Genomic DNA, 15,610 nt, shown 5'->3' with positions numbered 1-15,610 from the left:
GGTGGACGCCGAGCTGCTCCTGGCCCTGAGCGCCGGGATGCTCGGCGCCGTCAACCCCTGCGGGTTCGCGCTGCTCCCGGCGTACCTCTCGGTGCTGGTCGCGACGCCCGGCGGCCGCCCGGTGACGCGCGCCCTGTGGTGCACGGCCGCGCTGACCGCCGGCTACGTGCTGGTCTTCGGCGCGTTCGGCCTGGTGCTGACCCCGGTCGCGAGCGTGCTGCAACCGCGCCTGCCCTGGCTCACGGTGGTCTTCGGCCTCGCCCTGGCCGGGCTCGGCGGGTGGCTCGCGCTGGGGCGCTCGCTTCCGGCGTTCCCGTCCGTACGCGCGCCCGCACCGGCCCGTCTCTCGCTGGGATCACCGTGGTCGATGGTGCTCTTCGGCATGGCCTACGCGATCGCCTCGCTCGGCTGCGCGATCGGTCCCTTCCTCGCCCTCGTCGCCACCAGCCTCCGCGCCGGGTCGGTCGGCTCCGGCCTCGTGCTGTTCGTGGCCTACGCCCTGGGCATGGGCCTGGTGGTCGGGCTGACCGCGGTGGCCGTCGCCCTCATGCGCGTCTCGCTGGTCACCCGGGCCCGGCGCCTGCTCGCCGTGGTGCCGCGGCTCGGCGGGGCCATCCTGGTGATCTGCGGACTCTACGTCGCCTACTACGGGTGGTACGAGCTGCGGCTGGCCCGCGACCTGCGCGCGGCGGGCCGTGATCCGCTCGTGGCGGCGGCCGGCGTGGTGCAGCAGCGGCTCGCCGCGGTCGTCGACAACGCCGGCGCGCTCGGGATCGGGGCGCTCCTCGGCGTGCTCCTGCTCGGGTACTTGATCTTTTCCCACATCTTTTCCCGCCAGGGAGTCCCGATCTTTTCCCGCCAGGGAGTCCCGATCTTTTCCCGCCAGGGAGTCCCGATCTTTTCCCGCCAGGGAGTCCCGATCTTTTCCCGCCGGGGAGTCCCGGCGCTGCCGCCGGACGGTCCGAAAGGGGCAGGGACCGATCCGGCGGCAGCCGGGCCTACATCACCGCTCCGTGCTGAGTGGCGACTCAGACGGCGGGCGGGTACGCGGTGACGTAGGCGGGCTTCTCGGACGGCATCAGGATCCAGAGGATCGGGTAGACCAGGATCTGGCTGCCGGGGATGGCCAGCAGGATCAGCACGAACAGCAGCCGGGCGATCCACGGGTCGAGCCCGAAGCGCCGCGCCAGGCCGGCGCAGACGCCGCCGAGGATGCGGCCCTCCTGCGGACGGACGAGTCCCTGGCGGGTCATCGAGTCGTGCACCGAGTTCATGGGTCTCTCGCTTTCTCGCGGTCATGTCGAGCGGTGGTGTGACTACTCAAGAGTCGCGTGGCGGGGGCTTCCGCAACATCGGGAAGTGCCCTGAGGCGTCCCTGATTCGCCCGGCCCCGGCATTCAGGGGTCGCTCGGCCGAAAGAACGGGGAAGCTGGTCGTACCGGGGGTGGTATGCACTTTCTGCCCGGCTTCGGGCACGACCCGCAGCATGAGCCGCGGGCACGTCACCCGGGCCACCACGCGCTGTGGGCCGCGGTCGGGATCGCCGCCGGCCTGCTCGTGCTGGCCGGGCTCGGGGGCGCGCTGCTGCTCGGCCGGGCCGCCTCCGACCGCGAGGCGCCGCACCCGGCCGCCGGCGGGCACACGCTCCGCTACGAGGTCGACGGCGGCTCGGCGACGATCATCTACCGCTCGGCGGCCGGGACGGCCCGGGTCGGCGCCGTTCAACTGCCCTGGTCGCGGGACGTCGGGGTGGCCGGGGACGAGGCGGCCTCGGTGGTGGCCTGGGACCGCGGCTCCGGGTACGTGGCGTGCCGGCTCTATGTCGACGGGACGCTGCGGGCCAGCCAGGAGTCCTCGGGCGCCAACGCCGTCGCGACCTGCTCGGTAGGATGAAAGTATGACCGTCAAGCTCAGCGTGAGCGTGCCCGACGACGTGGCCGCGTACCTGCAGAGCAGCGGAAACGCCTCGGCGGCCGTGACCGGGGCGGTGCGGCGGATGCTCCCCGACGCGCGCCGGGCCCGGCAGCGGGCGGCCGCTCGGGAGTTCGCCGCGTTCGTCGGGCCCGCGTCCGGGCCCGCGTCCGGGCCCGGGTCCGCGCTCGCCGAGGAGAGCAACGAGATCGCCCTGCGGGGCGCGCGGTGGTGAGGCGGGGCCAGGTCTGGACCATGGTCCGCGGTGACGACCGGCACCACGTGCTCGTGATCAGCAACGACGAGTACAACGCCGAGCCGGCGCTGGCGATCTGGGCGCTGGCCGTGGTGCGGGGCATGCCGCAGGGCAACCCGCTGGCCGTGCACCTGTGCGACGGCGACCCGCTGGCGGGCGGCTCGGTGAGCATCCCGAGCCTGGTGCAGATCCTCGACCGGGGCGTGCTCGGGGAGAACCTGGGCTACCTGGCGCCGGGCACGATGGACGCGGTCGAGGACGCCATGCGCGAGTTCCTGGAGTTGTGAGCGGCCGATGGAGATCGACGAGCAGGTGCGGCGGATCTGCCTGGCGCTGCCCGAGGTGAGCGAGCGGGACAGTCACGGCTCGCCCGCGTTCTTCATCCGGGGCCGCAAGGGCTTCGTCAACCTGATGGTGGACGGCCATCACCACGCGGGCTTTCCGCAGCTGTGGTGCGCGGCCCCGCCCGGCGCCCAGCAGGAGCTGATCGCCGCCGACCCGGAACGGTTCTTCCGGCCGCCCTATGTGGGCCATCGCGGCTGGCTGGGCGTGCGTCTCGACCACGACCCCGACTGGGGCGAGGTCGCCGAGGTCTGCCAGGACGCCTACCGTACGGTCGCGCCCAAGGTCTTGATCGAGAAGCTCGACGGTGGACCGTAGGGTAGAACATCGGGTGTGAAGAAGCCGACCAAGCGCCTAGTCACGACCATCGCCGTGGTGGTGGTGCTCATCCTCCTCGCGTGCCTGTGGGGCCGGGCCCGGCAGAACGACCAGCCCACCGGACTGGACGCGTCGGGAAAGCAGGCTTGCGACGACTTCGCCGCCGGCTACCCGGGGGCCGGGACGAAGGCCGAGCGCCTGACGCTGGCCGACAAGGTGACCGCGTCGTCGGGCAAGACCGACAACAAGCAGATCCAGCAGAAGGCCGCCGACATGGGCACCGCGGCCGCCGACGGCGGGGCGAAGTGGAAGTCGAGCGCGAGCGCGCTGACCACCGCGTGCAAGGACGCCGGCTGGACGGCTCCCTAGGCGGAAGGGCGAACGCCGAGGGCCAGCTCGAGCACGCGCCGGGGTTCACCGGGGCCGAAATACTCCGGGTCCAGGGCGATCTCCCGGAAGCCCAGCGACTGCCAGATCCGCTCGGACGCGGCGTTTCCCGGTGCGACCGTGCACCGGACGCGCTCGAGACCCGCCTCCGTGCACCGCGCGAGGGTCTGCACGACCAGCTCGCGGCCGATGCCTCGCTTGCGGAAGCCGGTGTCCACGGCCACCGAGAGGATCCAGGCCACGCCGGGGTCGACGGACCGGGCGGCCAGCGCGTACCCCACCACCAGCGGTTCGCACGCCACCGAGAACAGCAAGCCCGACAAATCCAGGAATTGGCGGAGCGTGGCGAAGGTGTAGGCCGTGTCGCCGAAGGCCCCGTGCTCCAGCATCGCCACGCGGTCCAGGTCGGAACGAGCGGCGGGGCGGATCATGCCTCGGCGATGTCGGCGACGATCACGGTCACGTTGTCGGGCGCGCCGTTCTCCAGGGTGCGGTGCACCAACTCGGCGGCGGCCGTCTTGCGGTCGGCGTTGGCCAGCAGAGTCTGCAGGATCACGCTGTCCTCCACATAGTCGGACAGGCCGTCGCTGCACAGCAGGAAACGGTCGCCGGGGTGGACCGGCACCATGCGGCCGGCGGGCCGGAACGGGCCGCCCTGCACCGCCTGCGTCACCAGGGCGCGCTGCGGGTGGCGGCGGGCGTCGTCCGGCGTCAGGACGCCCTGGTCGACCAGCGCCTGCACGTACGTGTCGTCCTTGGTGATCTGGGTGAGCTCGCCGTCGCGCACGAGATAGCACCGCGAATCCCCGACGTTCAGCGCCGCCATCCGGTCGCCGGAGAGGAGCAGCGCGGTGACGGTCGTGCCCATGCCGTCGCGGGCGTCGTCGTCGGCCACGGCGGCCTCGATGCGCTCGTTGGCCGTCTGGAGGGCGGCGATCAGGTCCTGGAGCGGCTCGCCGGTGTCCGGCATCTCGTCGACCACGCCCAGCGCCTGCACCAGGATGTCGCTGGCCAGCTCGCCGGCGGGCAGCCCGCCCATGCCGTCCGCGACCACGAGGAGGCGGTTCCCGACGAATACCGCGTCTTCGTTGTTGGACCGTACAAGTCCCTGGTCGGTGGCGGCGACCGCCCGGACAACATGCGTCATGTGACAAGACTGCCAAAGGCCGGGGGAGATGTCTCTAGTACCTCCTACGTAGTGTGTGTTGATGATGGCGATGCCGATGGTGGGGCGGGCGGCCGCGGTGGACGAGCTGCGGCGCGCGTGGGCCCGCGTGCGCGATCGTCACGGGCCGATCCCCGTCGTCGTCACGGGTGCGGCCGGAACTGGGAAAAGTGCGTTGGTGGCGGCCTTCCTGCGAGCCGAGGGCGAGGCGCCGGCGCTGGCCGGGACGGCCCGGGTGCACTCGCCGGCGCCCTACGACTGGCTCGCGGCGGCGCTGGCCGGGCGGGACACGAGTGGTCTCGGCGTGCCCCCGGGAGCGCTGTCCTGGCTCAAACAAGACCCGGATGTCCCCCGTGAGCGGTACACTCCCGACGCCCTGCTGCGGATCGCCGTCGCGTCCGTTCGTTCGCTCGTGGGCGACCTTCCGGCCGTACTCGTGGTGGAAGATCTTCATGCTCTCGACCCGGCCAGCCTCAACCTCGTGGCCGAGCTCGCCACCACCGATCTTCCGGCGCTGCTGCTGGTGACCAGCCAACCGGCGGAGGCGGCGGTCTCGCCCGTGCTGACCGAGCGCACGCTGGCGCGTCTCGGCGGGCGACCGGGCGCGGTGCGGCGGCATCTGAGCGGTCTGCTTCCGGCCGAGGTCGGCCAAATTCTCCGGCAGATGTACGGGTCGGAGCAGCCCGATGTAGCGGCGGCGGTCTGGCGGCGGACCGGCGGCAACCCGTACCGGCTCAGCGAGCTTCTCGCCGTCGAGGGCCCGCAGATCCTGAGCGCGTCCCGGGTCGAGCTGACCGTCCGCGAGCGCGAGGTGCTGGGCCTGCTCGCCGAGGGCATGCCGAACAAGCAGATCGCCACGGCGCTGGGCATCTCGGTGCGCACGGTGACCGTCCACGTGTCGAACCTGCTGCGCAAGACCGGCGCCTCCTCGCGTACCGAAGCCGCCCTCTGGGCCCTCAGGGGTGATCATCAAGCGGGGTGGCGCGACAACCCGCGGGCGGCTCGGTCACAATCGTCGGCGTGACGACACCGATCCATCAGCGCATTGCCTCGGAGCTCGGGGTCCGCGAAGGGCAGGTCACCGCCGCGGTCGATCTGCTCGACGGCGGCGCCACCGTGCCGTTCATCGCCCGCTACCGCAAGGAGGTGACCGGCGCCCTCGACGACACCCAGCTGCGCAATCTCGAGGAGCGGCTGGGCTACCTGCGGGAGCTGGAGGAACGGCGGGCCGCCGTGCTGGAGTCGATCCGCTCGCAGGGCAAGCTCGACGACGCACTGGAGCAGGCGATCCTCGCCGCCGACTCGAAGGCGCGGCTCGAGGACATCTACCTGCCCTACAAACCCAAGCGCCGCACCCGCGCCCAGATCGCCCGCGAGGCCGGTCTCGAGCCGCTGGCCGACCAGCTGCTGGGCGACCCGGCGCTCGACCCCAGGGCGACTGCCGCGGCCTTCATCGACGCCGACAAGGGCGTCGCGGACGAGGCGGCGGCCCTCGACGGCGCCCGGGCGATCCTGATCGAGCGGTTCGCCGAGGACGCCGACCTCATCGGCGACCTGCGCGAGCAGATGTGGACCCGGGGGCGGCTGGTCGCCAAGGTGCGCGACGGCAAGCAGACCGACGGCGCCAAGTTCGCCGACTACTTCGACTTCGCCGAGCCGTACGCGAAGCTCCCCTCGCACCGCATCCTGGCGATGTTCCGCGGCGAGAAGGAGGACGTCCTCGACCTCACCATGGAACCGCACCCGGAGGAGGACGAGGGCTACTTCGAGGCGCGCATCGCCGGCCGCAACGGCATCTCCGACCAGGGCCGGGCCGGCGACCGGTGGCTCGTCGACACGGTCCGCTGGGCCTGGCGGACCCGGGTGCTCATCCATCTGGGTGCGGACCTGCGGGTCCGGCTGTGGCAGGCGGCCGAGGACGAGGCCGTACGCGTGTTCGCCGCCAACCTGCGGGACCTGCTGCTCGCGGCGCCGGCCGGCACGCGGGCCACGATGGGGCTCGACCCGGGCTTCCGTACCGGCGTGAAGGTCGCCGTGGTGGACGCGACCGGCAAGGTGGTCGCCACCGACGTGATCTACCCGCACGTGCCGCAGAACAAGTGGGACGAGGCGATCCACCGGCTCGCCGCCCTCGCCAGCAAGCACCACGTCGACCTGATCGCGATCGGCAACGGCACCGCCTCCCGCGAGACCGACAAGCTGGCCGGCGAGCTGATCAAGCGGCACCCCGAGGCCAAGCTGACCAAGGTGATGGTCTCCGAGGCCGGCGCGTCGGTCTACAGCGCCTCGGCGTACGCGGCCCAGGAGCTCCCGGGCATGGACGTGTCGCTGCGCGGCGCCGTCTCGATCGCCCGCCGCCTCCAGGACCCGCTGGCCGAGCTCGTGAAGATCGACCCGCGCTCGATCGGCGTCGGGCAGTACCAGCACGACCTCGCCGAGTCGAAGCTCTCCAAGTCGCTCGACGCGGTGGTGGAGGACTGCGTGAACGCGGTCGGCGTGGACGTGAACACGGCCTCGGCGCCGCTGCTGACCCGGGTCTCCGGCATCGGCGCGGGCCTGGCCGAGAACATCGTGCTGCACCGCGACGCGAACGGCCCGTTCCGCAGCCGCAACGAGATCAAGAAGGTCGCCCGCCTCGGGCCCAAGGCGTTCGAGCAGTGCGCCGGCTTCCTGCGCATCCCGGACGGCGACGACCCGCTCGACTCCTCGGCGGTGCACCCCGAGTCGTACCCGGTCGTCCGCACGATCCTGGCCAGCGCCAACGCCGACATCAAGACGCTGATCGGGAACAGCCCGCTGCTGCGCGCCCTGCGGCCCGAGCAGTTCGTCACCGACGCCGTCGGCCTGCCGACCGTCACCGACATCCTGCGCGAGCTCGACAAGCCGGGCCGTGACCCGCGGCCGGAGTTCACCACGGCCACGTTCGCCGAGGGCGTCGAGAAGATCGCCCACCTCAAGCCGGGCATGGTGCTCGAGGGCGTGGTGACCAACGTGGCGGCGTTCGGCGCGTTCGTCGACATCGGCGTGCACCAGGACGGGCTGGTCCACGTGTCGGCCCTGTCCAACACGTTCGTGAAGGACCCGCGCGAAGTCGTTAAATCGGGTGATGTCGTGAAAGTTCGGGTGGTGGAGGTCGACGAGGCGCGCAAGCGCATCTCGCTGACCATGCGCCTGACCGACGAGCCCGCCCCGCGCCGTCCCCGCGAGGACGGCCGGCCGGGGCAGCAGCGTGAGGGCGGCCAGCGCGAAGGCGGCCAGCGCCAGGGCGGTCAGGGCGGTCAAGGTCAGGGCCAGTCGCGCCAGGGCGGCGGTGGCGGCGGTGGCGGCGGTCAAGGCGGCGGCCAGCGGGGTCAAGGCGGCGGCCGGGCGGGTGGCGGTCAGCGTCAGGGCGGTGGCGGCGGTCAGCGTCAGGGTGGCGGCCAGCGCCAAAGCGGCGGTGGCGGTGGCGGTCAGCGTCAGCAGGCGCCGGTCAACGACGCGATGGCCGACGCGCTGCGCCGGGCTGGTCTGATCAAGGAGTGACCACCTTGCCCGGGTTCTCCGCGCCGTCCGGAGGACCAGGCGTCGGCTACTAGCGCAGTGCTGGGGGCTCAGTTGCCGCTGAGTCCCCAGATCCGCACGTTGCTGAAGGCGACCTCGTACGGGCCCTTCTGCGGCACGCCCCGCTCGGTGTAGACGCCGAGCAGCACCTTGCCCCCGGCGATCGACGGGTCGTTCAGCTCGACCGACCCCAGCGTCACGCCGTCCCGCTCGACCTCGACCGACGAGCCGGCCGCGCGCAGCCCGATCTCGGACGGCGCGGCGCCCACCACCAGCGGCCGCTCGAGCGGGAAGCTGCGGATCGTGGTCACGCCGCCGTCCTGCTTGTGGGTGCCGACGTAGATCGTGTTCGCGCAGACCCGGATCAGGTAGCCGCGCCACGGCACGAACCGGAACCAGATGCCCGCGCAGCTGTTCGCGGTGCGCAACTGCACGCCGACCTCGACGTGCACGTCGGCCGGCACGTCGTCGGCGGGCCCGGCGCAGCGGTAGAGGCCCTTCTCGTCGCGGTGGGCGACCAGCGCGCCGCCGGTGAACGAGCACTCCGCCTTCTCCGCCGCCAGGTCCTTGGGCTGCCAATACCGCGGCTTGTCGAGCGCGTCGTCGATGATCAGCCGCTCGGCGGGCGCCACGCTGACCGGGGCGGTGGGCCCGGGGCCGACCGCGTCGGCGGGGCTGCCCGGCGGGCGGCCGAGGATCACCATCACGGCGCCGGCCACCACGGCCAGGATCAGCAGCGCGATCGAGACCGGCAGGAACCAGCGGCGGGCCGGCACCGGCGGCGGCGGGCCGGGCAGCGGCGCCGGCATCTCCGAGATCGGCACCGTGGTGATCGAGTTCTCGTGGTAGCCGACCAGGCCGGCCGGGACCTTCACGCCGGTCACCGCCTGGGCCTCGGCCGCGGCCGCGCGCAGGTCGGGCTGATCGGCCAGGGCGGCGGTGGCGGCCGGGCGGGACGGGCCGGAGACCAGCAGGTCGAGCAGCTCGCGGGCGCTCGGGCGGTTGGCCGGCTCCTTCTCCAGGGCGTGCGCGACCAGGTCGCGCAGCGGGCCGCTGAGGCCGTTGAGGTCGGGCGGCTGGGTCAGGATGCGGACGGCGGTGGCGGTGGGGTTGTCGGCGGCGAAGGGGGTGCGGCCGGTTCCCGCGTACGCCACCACGCCGCCCCACGCGAACACGTCGGCGGCCGGGGTGAGCGGCGCGTCCGTGTCGCCGAACCGCTCCGGCGACATGTACGCCACGGTGCCCACCATCTGGTCGGCGGCCGTGTTGCCGCCGGTCGCCTCCATGTGCCGGGCGATCCCGAAGTCGATCACCTTGGGGGAGCCGGGCGCGAGCAGCACGTTGCGCGGCTTGAGGTCGCGGTGGATCACCCCGGCGCCGTGGATGGCGGTGAGCGCGGTGGCCACGCCGATCGCGACGCTGTGCAGGTTGGCCGAGGTCAGCGGGCCGCGCTCCTCGACCACCTCGGCCAGGGTCGGGCCGTCCACGTACTCGACGACCAGGTAGGGCCGCTCGTGGTCGGGGTCGGCGTCGAGCACCTCGGCCGTGCAGAACGGCGGCACCTGGCGGGCCCGCTCGACCTCGCTGCGGAAGCGGCGGCGGAACTCGTCGTCGGGGGCCAGGTCGGCGCGGACCACCTTCACCGCCACGAGCACCCCGCCGGGCGTACGCGCGAGATAGACCGTTCCCATGCCGCCCTCGCCGAGGCGCCCCACGATCTCGTACTCCCCGAGGGCGCGCGGATCGTGCGGGCGCAGTGGCTCCGTCTGATCCGCAGGCATGAAAAGTCCCCGTCCCCCCGAACTTGGCGGGGTCACTCTATCCGGCTCCGGCGCCCGCGGCGAAGACCCTCCCCGCAGGTCGTGGCCGAACCGAGTCATGCTGGACACCATGGACGAACGCCTCTCCGTCGCACCCGTGGTCCCGCCTTTCGCCGAGGCGGTCCGGGAGGTGGCCGGGGTGACCGCCTTCTATGCCGGCGGCTCGATCGGGTCCCGCGACTACCGGCCCGGCATCAGCGACCTCGACCTGGTCGCCGTCCTCGCCGCGCCGCTCACCCGGGCCCGCCGCGCCCGGCTGCGCGCCGTGCACCGCACGATCGGGGCGGCCAAGCTGCACTGCGCGTACGTCGCCGCCGGCGAGATCGCCGAGGTCTCGCGCAAGCATGTCAACTGGGCGCACGAGCGGATGTTCCGGCGGCCGCTGAGCGGGATCTCCCGCGCCGAGCTGCACCAGTTCGGGGTGACGGTCTACGGTCCGCCACCGGCCGACCTGGTCCCCGCCGTGACCGCGGCCGATCTCGCCGAGGCGGCCCGGGCCGAGCTGCGCGGCTACTGGACGGGCGCGGTCCGGCGGGCCAAGGTCTGGCGCACCGACCTGCACGTCGACCTCGGGCTCACGACGGTCTCGCGGGCGGACGTCACGATCGCGACCGGCCGGCTGATCACCAAGCGCGAGGCGATCGACCGCCTGCCGTCGCTGGGCGTCCCCGAGGCGCTGACCGACGAGATCCGCCGGCGCCGGGCGGGGGAGCGGGTCGAGCTGTCCGAGACCGAGATCCGGGACCGCGCCGTCCTGGTCCGCGAGATGATGCGGGCGCAACTGGCCCGGCTCCTTTAAGACTCTTTATAGGCATAAATCCGCACCCAGTCGGTATGCATGACGACCTTGGCCGGGGTGTCCTTCGTGCGGCACTCGACGAACTTGTCGCAGCCCTGGTCGAACTGGATCGCCAGGTGCATCGGCGAGGTCGTCGGCACCAGGTCGAGGCCCGCCGTCTTCGCGTCCAGCCCCACCGTCCACTGCTTGTCCCCGTCGAGGTAGAACGTCACGTGGTCGGGTGTCCAGTCGACGCCCATCACGTGCCACTGCGTGAAGTCGGCGTACGTGGTCTTCCCGAGCCGGTCGTTGTTGGCGTGGTTGTGCACGAAGCTGTTCGTCGACTGCCGCGAGCCCCGGTTGACCTCGGAGATGTCGATCTCGCCGTCGTCCGGCCACTTCTCGGTCTGCGGCCACAGCAGCACGATGGCCGAGTAGCCCGAGCCCTTGTCGACGCGGAAGCAGACGTCGGCGTGCGCGTACATGAGGTTGGTGTTGCTGGAGATGCCGCCCGAGACGTCCTTGCCGTTCTCGCCGGCGCCGCCGGTGAGCCGGAGCTCGCCGCCGGAGACGGCGACGCGGGACGGGTCGCGCGGCACGTGCCCGGTGGGATCGTCGTATACGGCCCACTTACTGGTGTCGAGCTTCGTGCCGTTGAAGTCCTCGGCGACCTTGACCGGTCCCCACCCGGCCGGCGCCACCGGTTTGGGGCACTTCGGGCCGGTCCCGGGCGACGTCGCCGCGGCCGAGCTCACCGCCGACGAGCGGGCGCCGGTCGCCCACTGCGCCTCGGAGCCGGACTCGTGCTCAGCGCAACCGACGAGGGCGAAGGCGGCGAGCATCGCGCTCACGACGCCGACCGTCGCGGCGAACGCCCAGCGCGACGAGGCCGACATCAGATCAACAGAATATCCTCGGCCCATGCTCATCACGACGGAACGGCTCGTGCTGCGGCGGTTCCGGGCCGCCGACGCGCCGGTGCTCGCCGCGTACCGCTCGGAGCCGAGCGTGGCCCGCTACCAGTCGTGGGACGCGCCCTTCCCGCTGCTGCGGGCCGAGACCGCGGTGGCCAACTTCATGGCCTCCGACCCGGCCAAGGCCGGCTGGTTCCAGTACGCGATCGAGCGCGCCGACGACAAGCTGCTGATCGGCGACGTTGCCGTCCACCTGCACGAGAACCTGCTGCAGGCGGAGATCGGCTTCACCCTGGCGAAGGAACACCAGGGGCACGGGTACGCCACCGAGGCCGTCACCGCCGTCCTCGACCGCCTCTTCCGCCTCCAGGGCCTGCACAAGGTCACCGGCGAGTGCGACGCCCGCAACGCCCCGTCCGCGGCCCTGATGCGCCGGCTCGGCTTCACCCAGGAGGGCCACCTGCGCCGGCAGACCTACATCAAGGGCGAATGGACCGACGACCTGCTCTTCGGCCTGCTCGCGGAGGAGTGGCTCGCCCGCGAATGACGCCGGCCGGTCATCCGCGCCTCACCTTGATGTGGTGTAGTGCGCGGGTGGATCTAGCAGGATTCTGGGCGCTCATGGAGCGCAGCGGGCGCGAGACGTCCGACCCCGAGGACCGGGTGGACTGGCTCATCGGCGCGCTCGCCGAGGGGCCGGCGGCCGGCATCATCGACTTTCAGCTGCACGTGGACGCGCTGCGCGACCGGATCGACACGTACCGGCTGTGGGGTGCGGCGTGGCTGGTCTGCGACCGGCTCTGCTCCGACGACGGGTTCTGGTACTTCCAGGCGTGGCTGATCGGGCTGGGCCGGGACGTCTACGAGGCGGCCGCCGCCGACCCCGACGCGCTCGCCGACGTGCCCGCCGTCCAGGCGCTGGCCGGCCGGGACAGCGCGGACTGGTCCGAGGAGGAGTGGCCCGACTGGGAGAGCCTCGACGACGTGGCCGAGGACGCGTACGAGGAGGCCACCGACGGCGACCTCGAACGCGTCCTGGTCGAGCGCGGCCATGACTTCCGCCTGTCCCCGGAGCCGCCGGACGCCGAGTTCGACTTCGAGGACGAGGCGGAGATGGCGAGCCGCTATCCGCGGCTCACCAAGCTCTTCTCAGGCCCGGTGGCGTAGCCAGACGGCGCCCAGCGGCGGCACCCGCAGCGACACCGAGGCGTCGAAGCCGTGCCACGGCATGCTTTCCGCCTCGACCCCGCCGAGGTTGCCGACGCCGCTGCCGCCGTAGAGCTCGCTGTCGGTGTTGACGACCTCTTCCCAGCGGCCCGTTCGGGGGAGACCGATCCGGTATCCCTCGAACGGCACGGCGGCGAAGTTCACCACGCAGGCCAGCGTCTCGCCGTCCGGCGCGAAGCGTACGAACGAGAAGGTGTTGTGTTGTGAGTCCTCGCTGGTGATCCAGCGGAAGCCGGTCGGTGAGGTGTCCTGCGTCCAGATCGCCGGGGTCTCGCGGTACACCCGGTTCAGGTCTTTGACCAGGCTCTTCACGCCGCCGTAAGCGGGGTTCTCGAGCAGGCCCCAGTCGAGCCCGCGCTCCTCGCTCCACTCCCGCATGTCGGCCATCTCGCTGCCCATGAACAGCAGCTGCTTGCCGGTGAACGCCCACATGAAGCCGAGCAGGGCGCGCGTGTTGGCCAGCTTCTGCCACTCGTCGCCGGGCATCTTGCCGGCCAGCGAGCCCTTGCCGTGCACCACCTCGTCGTGACTGATCGGCAGGATGTAGTTCTCGCTCCACGCGTACACGGTCGCGAAGGTCATCTGGTGGTGGTGCCACTGCCGGTGGATCGGCTCCTTGGTCATGTAGGTCAAGGTGTCGTTCATCCAGCCCATGTTCCACTTGAAGCCGAAGCCGAGGCCGCCGAGGTGGGTCGGGCGGGTGACGCCGGGCCACGCCGTGGACTCCTCGGCGATGGTGACCACGCCGGGGTTGGTCTTGTAGACGGTCGCGTTCATCTCCTGCAGGAAGCTGATCGCGTCCAGGTTCTCCCGGCCGCCGTACTGGTTGGGCGTCCACTCGCCGTCCTTGCGCGAGTAGTCGAGGTACAGCATCGAGGCCACCGCGTCGACCCGCAGGCCGTCGGCGTGGAACTCCTCGCACCAGTAGAGGGCGTTGGCGACCAGGAAGTTGCGCACCTCCTTGCGGCCGAAGTCGAACACGTACGTGCCCCAGTCGGGGTGCTCGCCGCGCCGCCAGTCGCCGTGCTCGTAGAGCGGCGTGCCGTCGAACCGGGCGAGAGCCCACTCGTCCTTGGGGAAGTGCGCCGGCACCCAGTCGAGGATCACGCCGATCCCGGCCTGGTGCAGCTTGTCGACCAGGTAGCGGTACTCGTCGGGGTTGCCGAAGCGGGAGGTCGGCGCGAAGTAGCCGGTGACCTGGTAGCCCCACGAGCCGCCGAACGGGTGCTCCATCACCGGCATCATCTCGACGTGGGTGAAGCCCATGTCGACGACGTAGGCGACGAGCTCCTCGGCCAGCTCGGTGTACGACAGGCCGGGCTTCCACGAGCCGAGGTGCACCTCGTAGATGCTCATCGGCTCCTGGTGCCACTGCTTCGAGGCGCGCTCGCGCATCCAGGCCGCGTCGTCCCACTCGTAGCTGGACGAGAACACGACCGACGCCGTCGCCGGCGGGACCTCGGTGTGCTGGGCCAGCGGGTCGGCGTGCTCGCGCCATTGCCCGTCCCGGCCGAGGATCTTGAACTTGTACTTCGAGCCGGCGTGCGCCTCGGGGACGTAGATCTCCCAGACGCCGCTCGAGCCGAGCGAGCGCATCGGCCACCCGTCGAACGCGCTCCAGCCGGTGAAGTCGCCGATCACCTGCACGCCCTGGGCGCTCGGCGCCCACACGGCGAAGCCGACGCCGGTGCCGCGCGGCTGCGCGCCCAGCACCCGCCAGAGCTTCTCGTGCCGGCCCTCGCCGATCAGGTGCAGGTCGAGCTCGCCCAGCGTCGGCAGGTGCCGGTAGGGGTCGTCGCACTCCTGGCCGTCGACGTCGAGCCGGTAGTCGAGGACCGTGCCCGGCAGCTCGGCGGCGAAGATGCCGGCGTCGTGCACCTTGATCATCTCGGCGCGCTCGGCGCCGAAGATCACCGACACCTTCTCGGCGCCCTTGCGCAGCGTGCGGACCACGGTGTGGTCGCCGGTCGGGTGCGCGCCGAGGATGGCGTGCGGGTCGTGCGTGTCGCCGGCCACCACGCCGTTCATGGCGCGCTGGTCGGCGGCGAGCGAGGAGGCGGGGTGGCCGATCACGAGAGTGGCTCCTTAGAAAGTGGTCGTTCCCGCCAGCCGGCTGATCGACCGCAGGGGGATCCGCAGCCAGCCGGGACGGTGCCGGGCTTCGTACGCGGCCTCGTAGACCGCCTTGTCGAGCTCGTACGCCGCGAGCAGCGCGCCGTGCGACCGCGGGTCGACGCCCGAGACGTGCGCGTAGCCGTCGCAGAAGGCGGCCCGGTTACGGTCCACCCACTCCCGGGCCCGCGCCGCGAGGTGCTCGTCGTCGGCCGAGTCGACCAGCAACTGGTAGGCCGCGTACTCGTAGGAGCGCAGCACCCCGGCGACGTCACGCAGCGGCGAGTCGGGCAGGCGGCGCTCCTCGAGCGGCACTCCCGGCTCGCCCTCGAAGTCGATCAGCAGCCACGCCTCGGGGGTCCGCAGCACCTGGCCCAGGTGCAGGTCGCCGTGGACGCGCTGGACCGTGACGGTCTCGCCCTGCAGCGCCCGGAACTGGGCCTCGATCGTCGGCACGTACTGCTGGATCTCGCTGACCGCGCCGGCGTTCTGCCGCAGCCGGGCCAGCACCGCGTCGAGCGGGAACGGCGCCGGCCCCGAGCCGAGCTCGTCGGCCAGGTCGGCGTGCACCGACGCGACGGCCTCGCCGAGCCGGTAGGACTCGCCCTGGAAGTCGCCGCCCACCTCGTCGGCGCCCATCTCGGCGTCGGCGAACAGGTCGCGCGCCGAGGCGGTGGCCATCGCCCAGCCCTCGGCCGAGTTGGCCGCGTACTCGGTGACCATGCCCAGGGGGGGGGGGGGGGGGGGGGGGTTGTGTTCTTCCGAGACGAAAAACCACACCCCACCCTGATTTTCTTTGTTGTCGAGAACCCAGTTGCTCTTGGTGTTTTGGGTGGTGTC

At 72.0% G+C, this 15,610-nt stretch carries 18 protein-coding genes; 11 read left to right on the top strand and 7 right to left on the bottom strand.

The annotated features are described in order from the left end of the window. The first annotated feature begins 1 nt into the window (after position 1). Positions 2-1,054 carry a cytochrome c biogenesis CcdA family protein gene (locus tag ACZ6TB_RS42855; RefSeq protein ID WP_465565644.1) on the top strand — a complete coding sequence of 351 codons (1,053 nt, stop codon included), beginning with the start codon at positions 2-4 and terminating at the stop codon, positions 1,052-1,054. Here the strand turns inward: ACZ6TB_RS42855 and ACZ6TB_RS42850 are convergent. Further along, positions 1,029-1,274 (bottom strand): PspC domain-containing protein, encoded by a 246-nt coding sequence (locus ACZ6TB_RS42850; RefSeq protein ID WP_465565641.1) that lies wholly within the window; start codon positions 1,272-1,274, stop codon positions 1,029-1,031. The two genes, ACZ6TB_RS42855 and ACZ6TB_RS42850, sit on opposite strands and share 26 nt — an antisense overlap. 175 nt (positions 1,275-1,449) lie before the next feature. Between ACZ6TB_RS42850 and ACZ6TB_RS42845 the strand changes: the two genes are divergently transcribed. Genes ACZ6TB_RS42845 through ACZ6TB_RS42825 form a run of 5 tightly spaced genes read left to right on the top strand, consistent with a single transcriptional unit; the run spans position 1,450 to position 3,196 of the window. Continuing rightward, positions 1,450-1,893, top strand: coding sequence for an MmpS family transport accessory protein (locus ACZ6TB_RS42845; protein WP_465565638.1), 444 nt, complete (start codon positions 1,450-1,452; stop codon positions 1,891-1,893). 4 nt (positions 1,894-1,897) lie between these two features. Continuing rightward, on the top strand, positions 1,898-2,146 hold the full coding sequence (locus ACZ6TB_RS42840) for a hypothetical protein (protein ID WP_465565635.1): 249 nt from the start codon (positions 1,898-1,900) through the stop codon (positions 2,144-2,146). After that, entirely contained in the window at positions 2,140-2,454 is a 315-nt protein-coding gene (locus ACZ6TB_RS42835) for a type II toxin-antitoxin system PemK/MazF family toxin (protein ID WP_465565632.1), read from the top strand. Before ACZ6TB_RS42840 ends, ACZ6TB_RS42835 begins: the two co-directional genes overlap by 7 nt. A gap of 7 nt (positions 2,455-2,461) precedes the next feature. Beyond that, complete coding sequence (locus ACZ6TB_RS42830; RefSeq protein WP_465565629.1) at positions 2,462-2,827, top strand: MmcQ/YjbR family DNA-binding protein; 366 nt, start codon at positions 2,462-2,464, stop codon at positions 2,825-2,827. A 15-nt stretch (positions 2,828-2,842) separates the two neighbouring features. Next, positions 2,843-3,196, top strand: a complete 354-nt coding sequence (locus ACZ6TB_RS42825; RefSeq protein ID WP_465565627.1) for a hypothetical protein — start codon at positions 2,843-2,845, stop codon at positions 3,194-3,196. On the opposite strand, the gene ACZ6TB_RS42820 is transcribed toward ACZ6TB_RS42825, so the two are convergent. Together ACZ6TB_RS42820 and ACZ6TB_RS42815 are read right to left on the bottom strand one after the other, a co-directional pair. Beyond that, entirely contained in the window at positions 3,193-3,645 is a 453-nt protein-coding gene (locus ACZ6TB_RS42820) for a GNAT family N-acetyltransferase (protein ID WP_465565624.1), read from the bottom strand. The two genes, ACZ6TB_RS42825 and ACZ6TB_RS42820, sit on opposite strands and share 4 nt — an antisense overlap. Further along, positions 3,642-4,361 (bottom strand): PP2C family protein-serine/threonine phosphatase, encoded by a 720-nt coding sequence (locus ACZ6TB_RS42815; protein ID WP_465565621.1) that lies wholly within the window; start codon positions 4,359-4,361, stop codon positions 3,642-3,644. The genes ACZ6TB_RS42820 and ACZ6TB_RS42815 overlap by 4 nt, the downstream gene beginning before the upstream one ends. A gap of 61 nt (positions 4,362-4,422) precedes the next feature. Between ACZ6TB_RS42815 and ACZ6TB_RS42810 the strand changes: the two genes are divergently transcribed. Next, entirely contained in the window at positions 4,423-5,403 is a 981-nt protein-coding gene (locus ACZ6TB_RS42810) for a LuxR family transcriptional regulator (protein ID WP_465565618.1), read from the top strand. Continuing rightward, complete coding sequence (locus ACZ6TB_RS42805; RefSeq protein ID WP_465565615.1) at positions 5,400-7,901, top strand: Tex family protein; 2,502 nt, start codon at positions 5,400-5,402, stop codon at positions 7,899-7,901. Before ACZ6TB_RS42810 ends, ACZ6TB_RS42805 begins: the two co-directional genes overlap by 4 nt. Before the next feature lie 68 nt (positions 7,902-7,969). On the opposite strand, the gene ACZ6TB_RS42800 is transcribed toward ACZ6TB_RS42805, so the two are convergent. Next, the gene (locus ACZ6TB_RS42800) at positions 7,970-9,700 is read right to left on the bottom strand and encodes a serine/threonine protein kinase (protein WP_465565612.1); all 1,731 of its coding nucleotides are present in this window, start codon (positions 9,698-9,700) and stop codon (positions 7,970-7,972) included. Positions 9,701-9,809: 109 nt separating this feature from the next. Between ACZ6TB_RS42800 and ACZ6TB_RS42795 the strand changes: the two genes are divergently transcribed. After that, positions 9,810-10,538 (top strand): hypothetical protein, encoded by a 729-nt coding sequence (locus ACZ6TB_RS42795; protein ID WP_465565609.1) that lies wholly within the window; start codon positions 9,810-9,812, stop codon positions 10,536-10,538. Here ACZ6TB_RS42795 and ACZ6TB_RS42790 read toward each other — a convergent pair. Continuing rightward, on the bottom strand, positions 10,535-11,413 hold the full coding sequence (locus tag ACZ6TB_RS42790; protein WP_465565606.1) for a glycoside hydrolase family 16 protein: 879 nt from the start codon (positions 11,411-11,413) through the stop codon (positions 10,535-10,537). The two genes, ACZ6TB_RS42795 and ACZ6TB_RS42790, sit on opposite strands and share 4 nt — an antisense overlap. Before the next feature lie 25 nt (positions 11,414-11,438). Between ACZ6TB_RS42790 and ACZ6TB_RS42785 the strand changes: the two genes are divergently transcribed. Both ACZ6TB_RS42785 and ACZ6TB_RS42780 read left to right on the top strand, forming a co-directional pair. Further along, positions 11,439-11,978: a GNAT family N-acetyltransferase gene (locus tag ACZ6TB_RS42785; RefSeq protein ID WP_465565603.1), complete on the top strand. Its 540-nt coding sequence runs from the start codon at positions 11,439-11,441 to the stop codon at positions 11,976-11,978. Between the two features lie 47 nt (positions 11,979-12,025). Further along, positions 12,026-12,598, top strand: a complete 573-nt coding sequence (locus ACZ6TB_RS42780; RefSeq protein WP_465565600.1) for a DUF4240 domain-containing protein — start codon at positions 12,026-12,028, stop codon at positions 12,596-12,598. Here the strand turns inward: ACZ6TB_RS42780 and glgB are convergent. Together glgB and ACZ6TB_RS42770 are read right to left on the bottom strand one after the other, a co-directional pair. Beyond that, complete coding sequence (gene glgB, locus ACZ6TB_RS42775; RefSeq protein ID WP_465565983.1) at positions 12,581-14,686, bottom strand: 1,4-alpha-glucan branching protein GlgB; 2,106 nt, start codon at positions 14,684-14,686, stop codon at positions 12,581-12,583. The genes ACZ6TB_RS42780 and glgB overlap by 18 nt on opposite strands. A 57-nt stretch (positions 14,687-14,743) precedes the next feature. Beyond that, positions 14,744-15,493 carry a hypothetical protein gene (locus tag ACZ6TB_RS42770; RefSeq protein ID WP_465565597.1) on the bottom strand — a complete coding sequence of 250 codons (750 nt, stop codon included), beginning with the start codon at positions 15,491-15,493 and terminating at the stop codon, positions 14,744-14,746. Positions 15,494-15,610: the final 117 nt, after the last annotated feature.

It is taken from the genome of Actinoplanes sp. NPDC051537 (assembly GCF_055586105.1).
The sequence above is the reverse complement of the archived record's forward strand: the minus strand, read 5'-3'. Positions and strand labels throughout refer to the sequence as shown.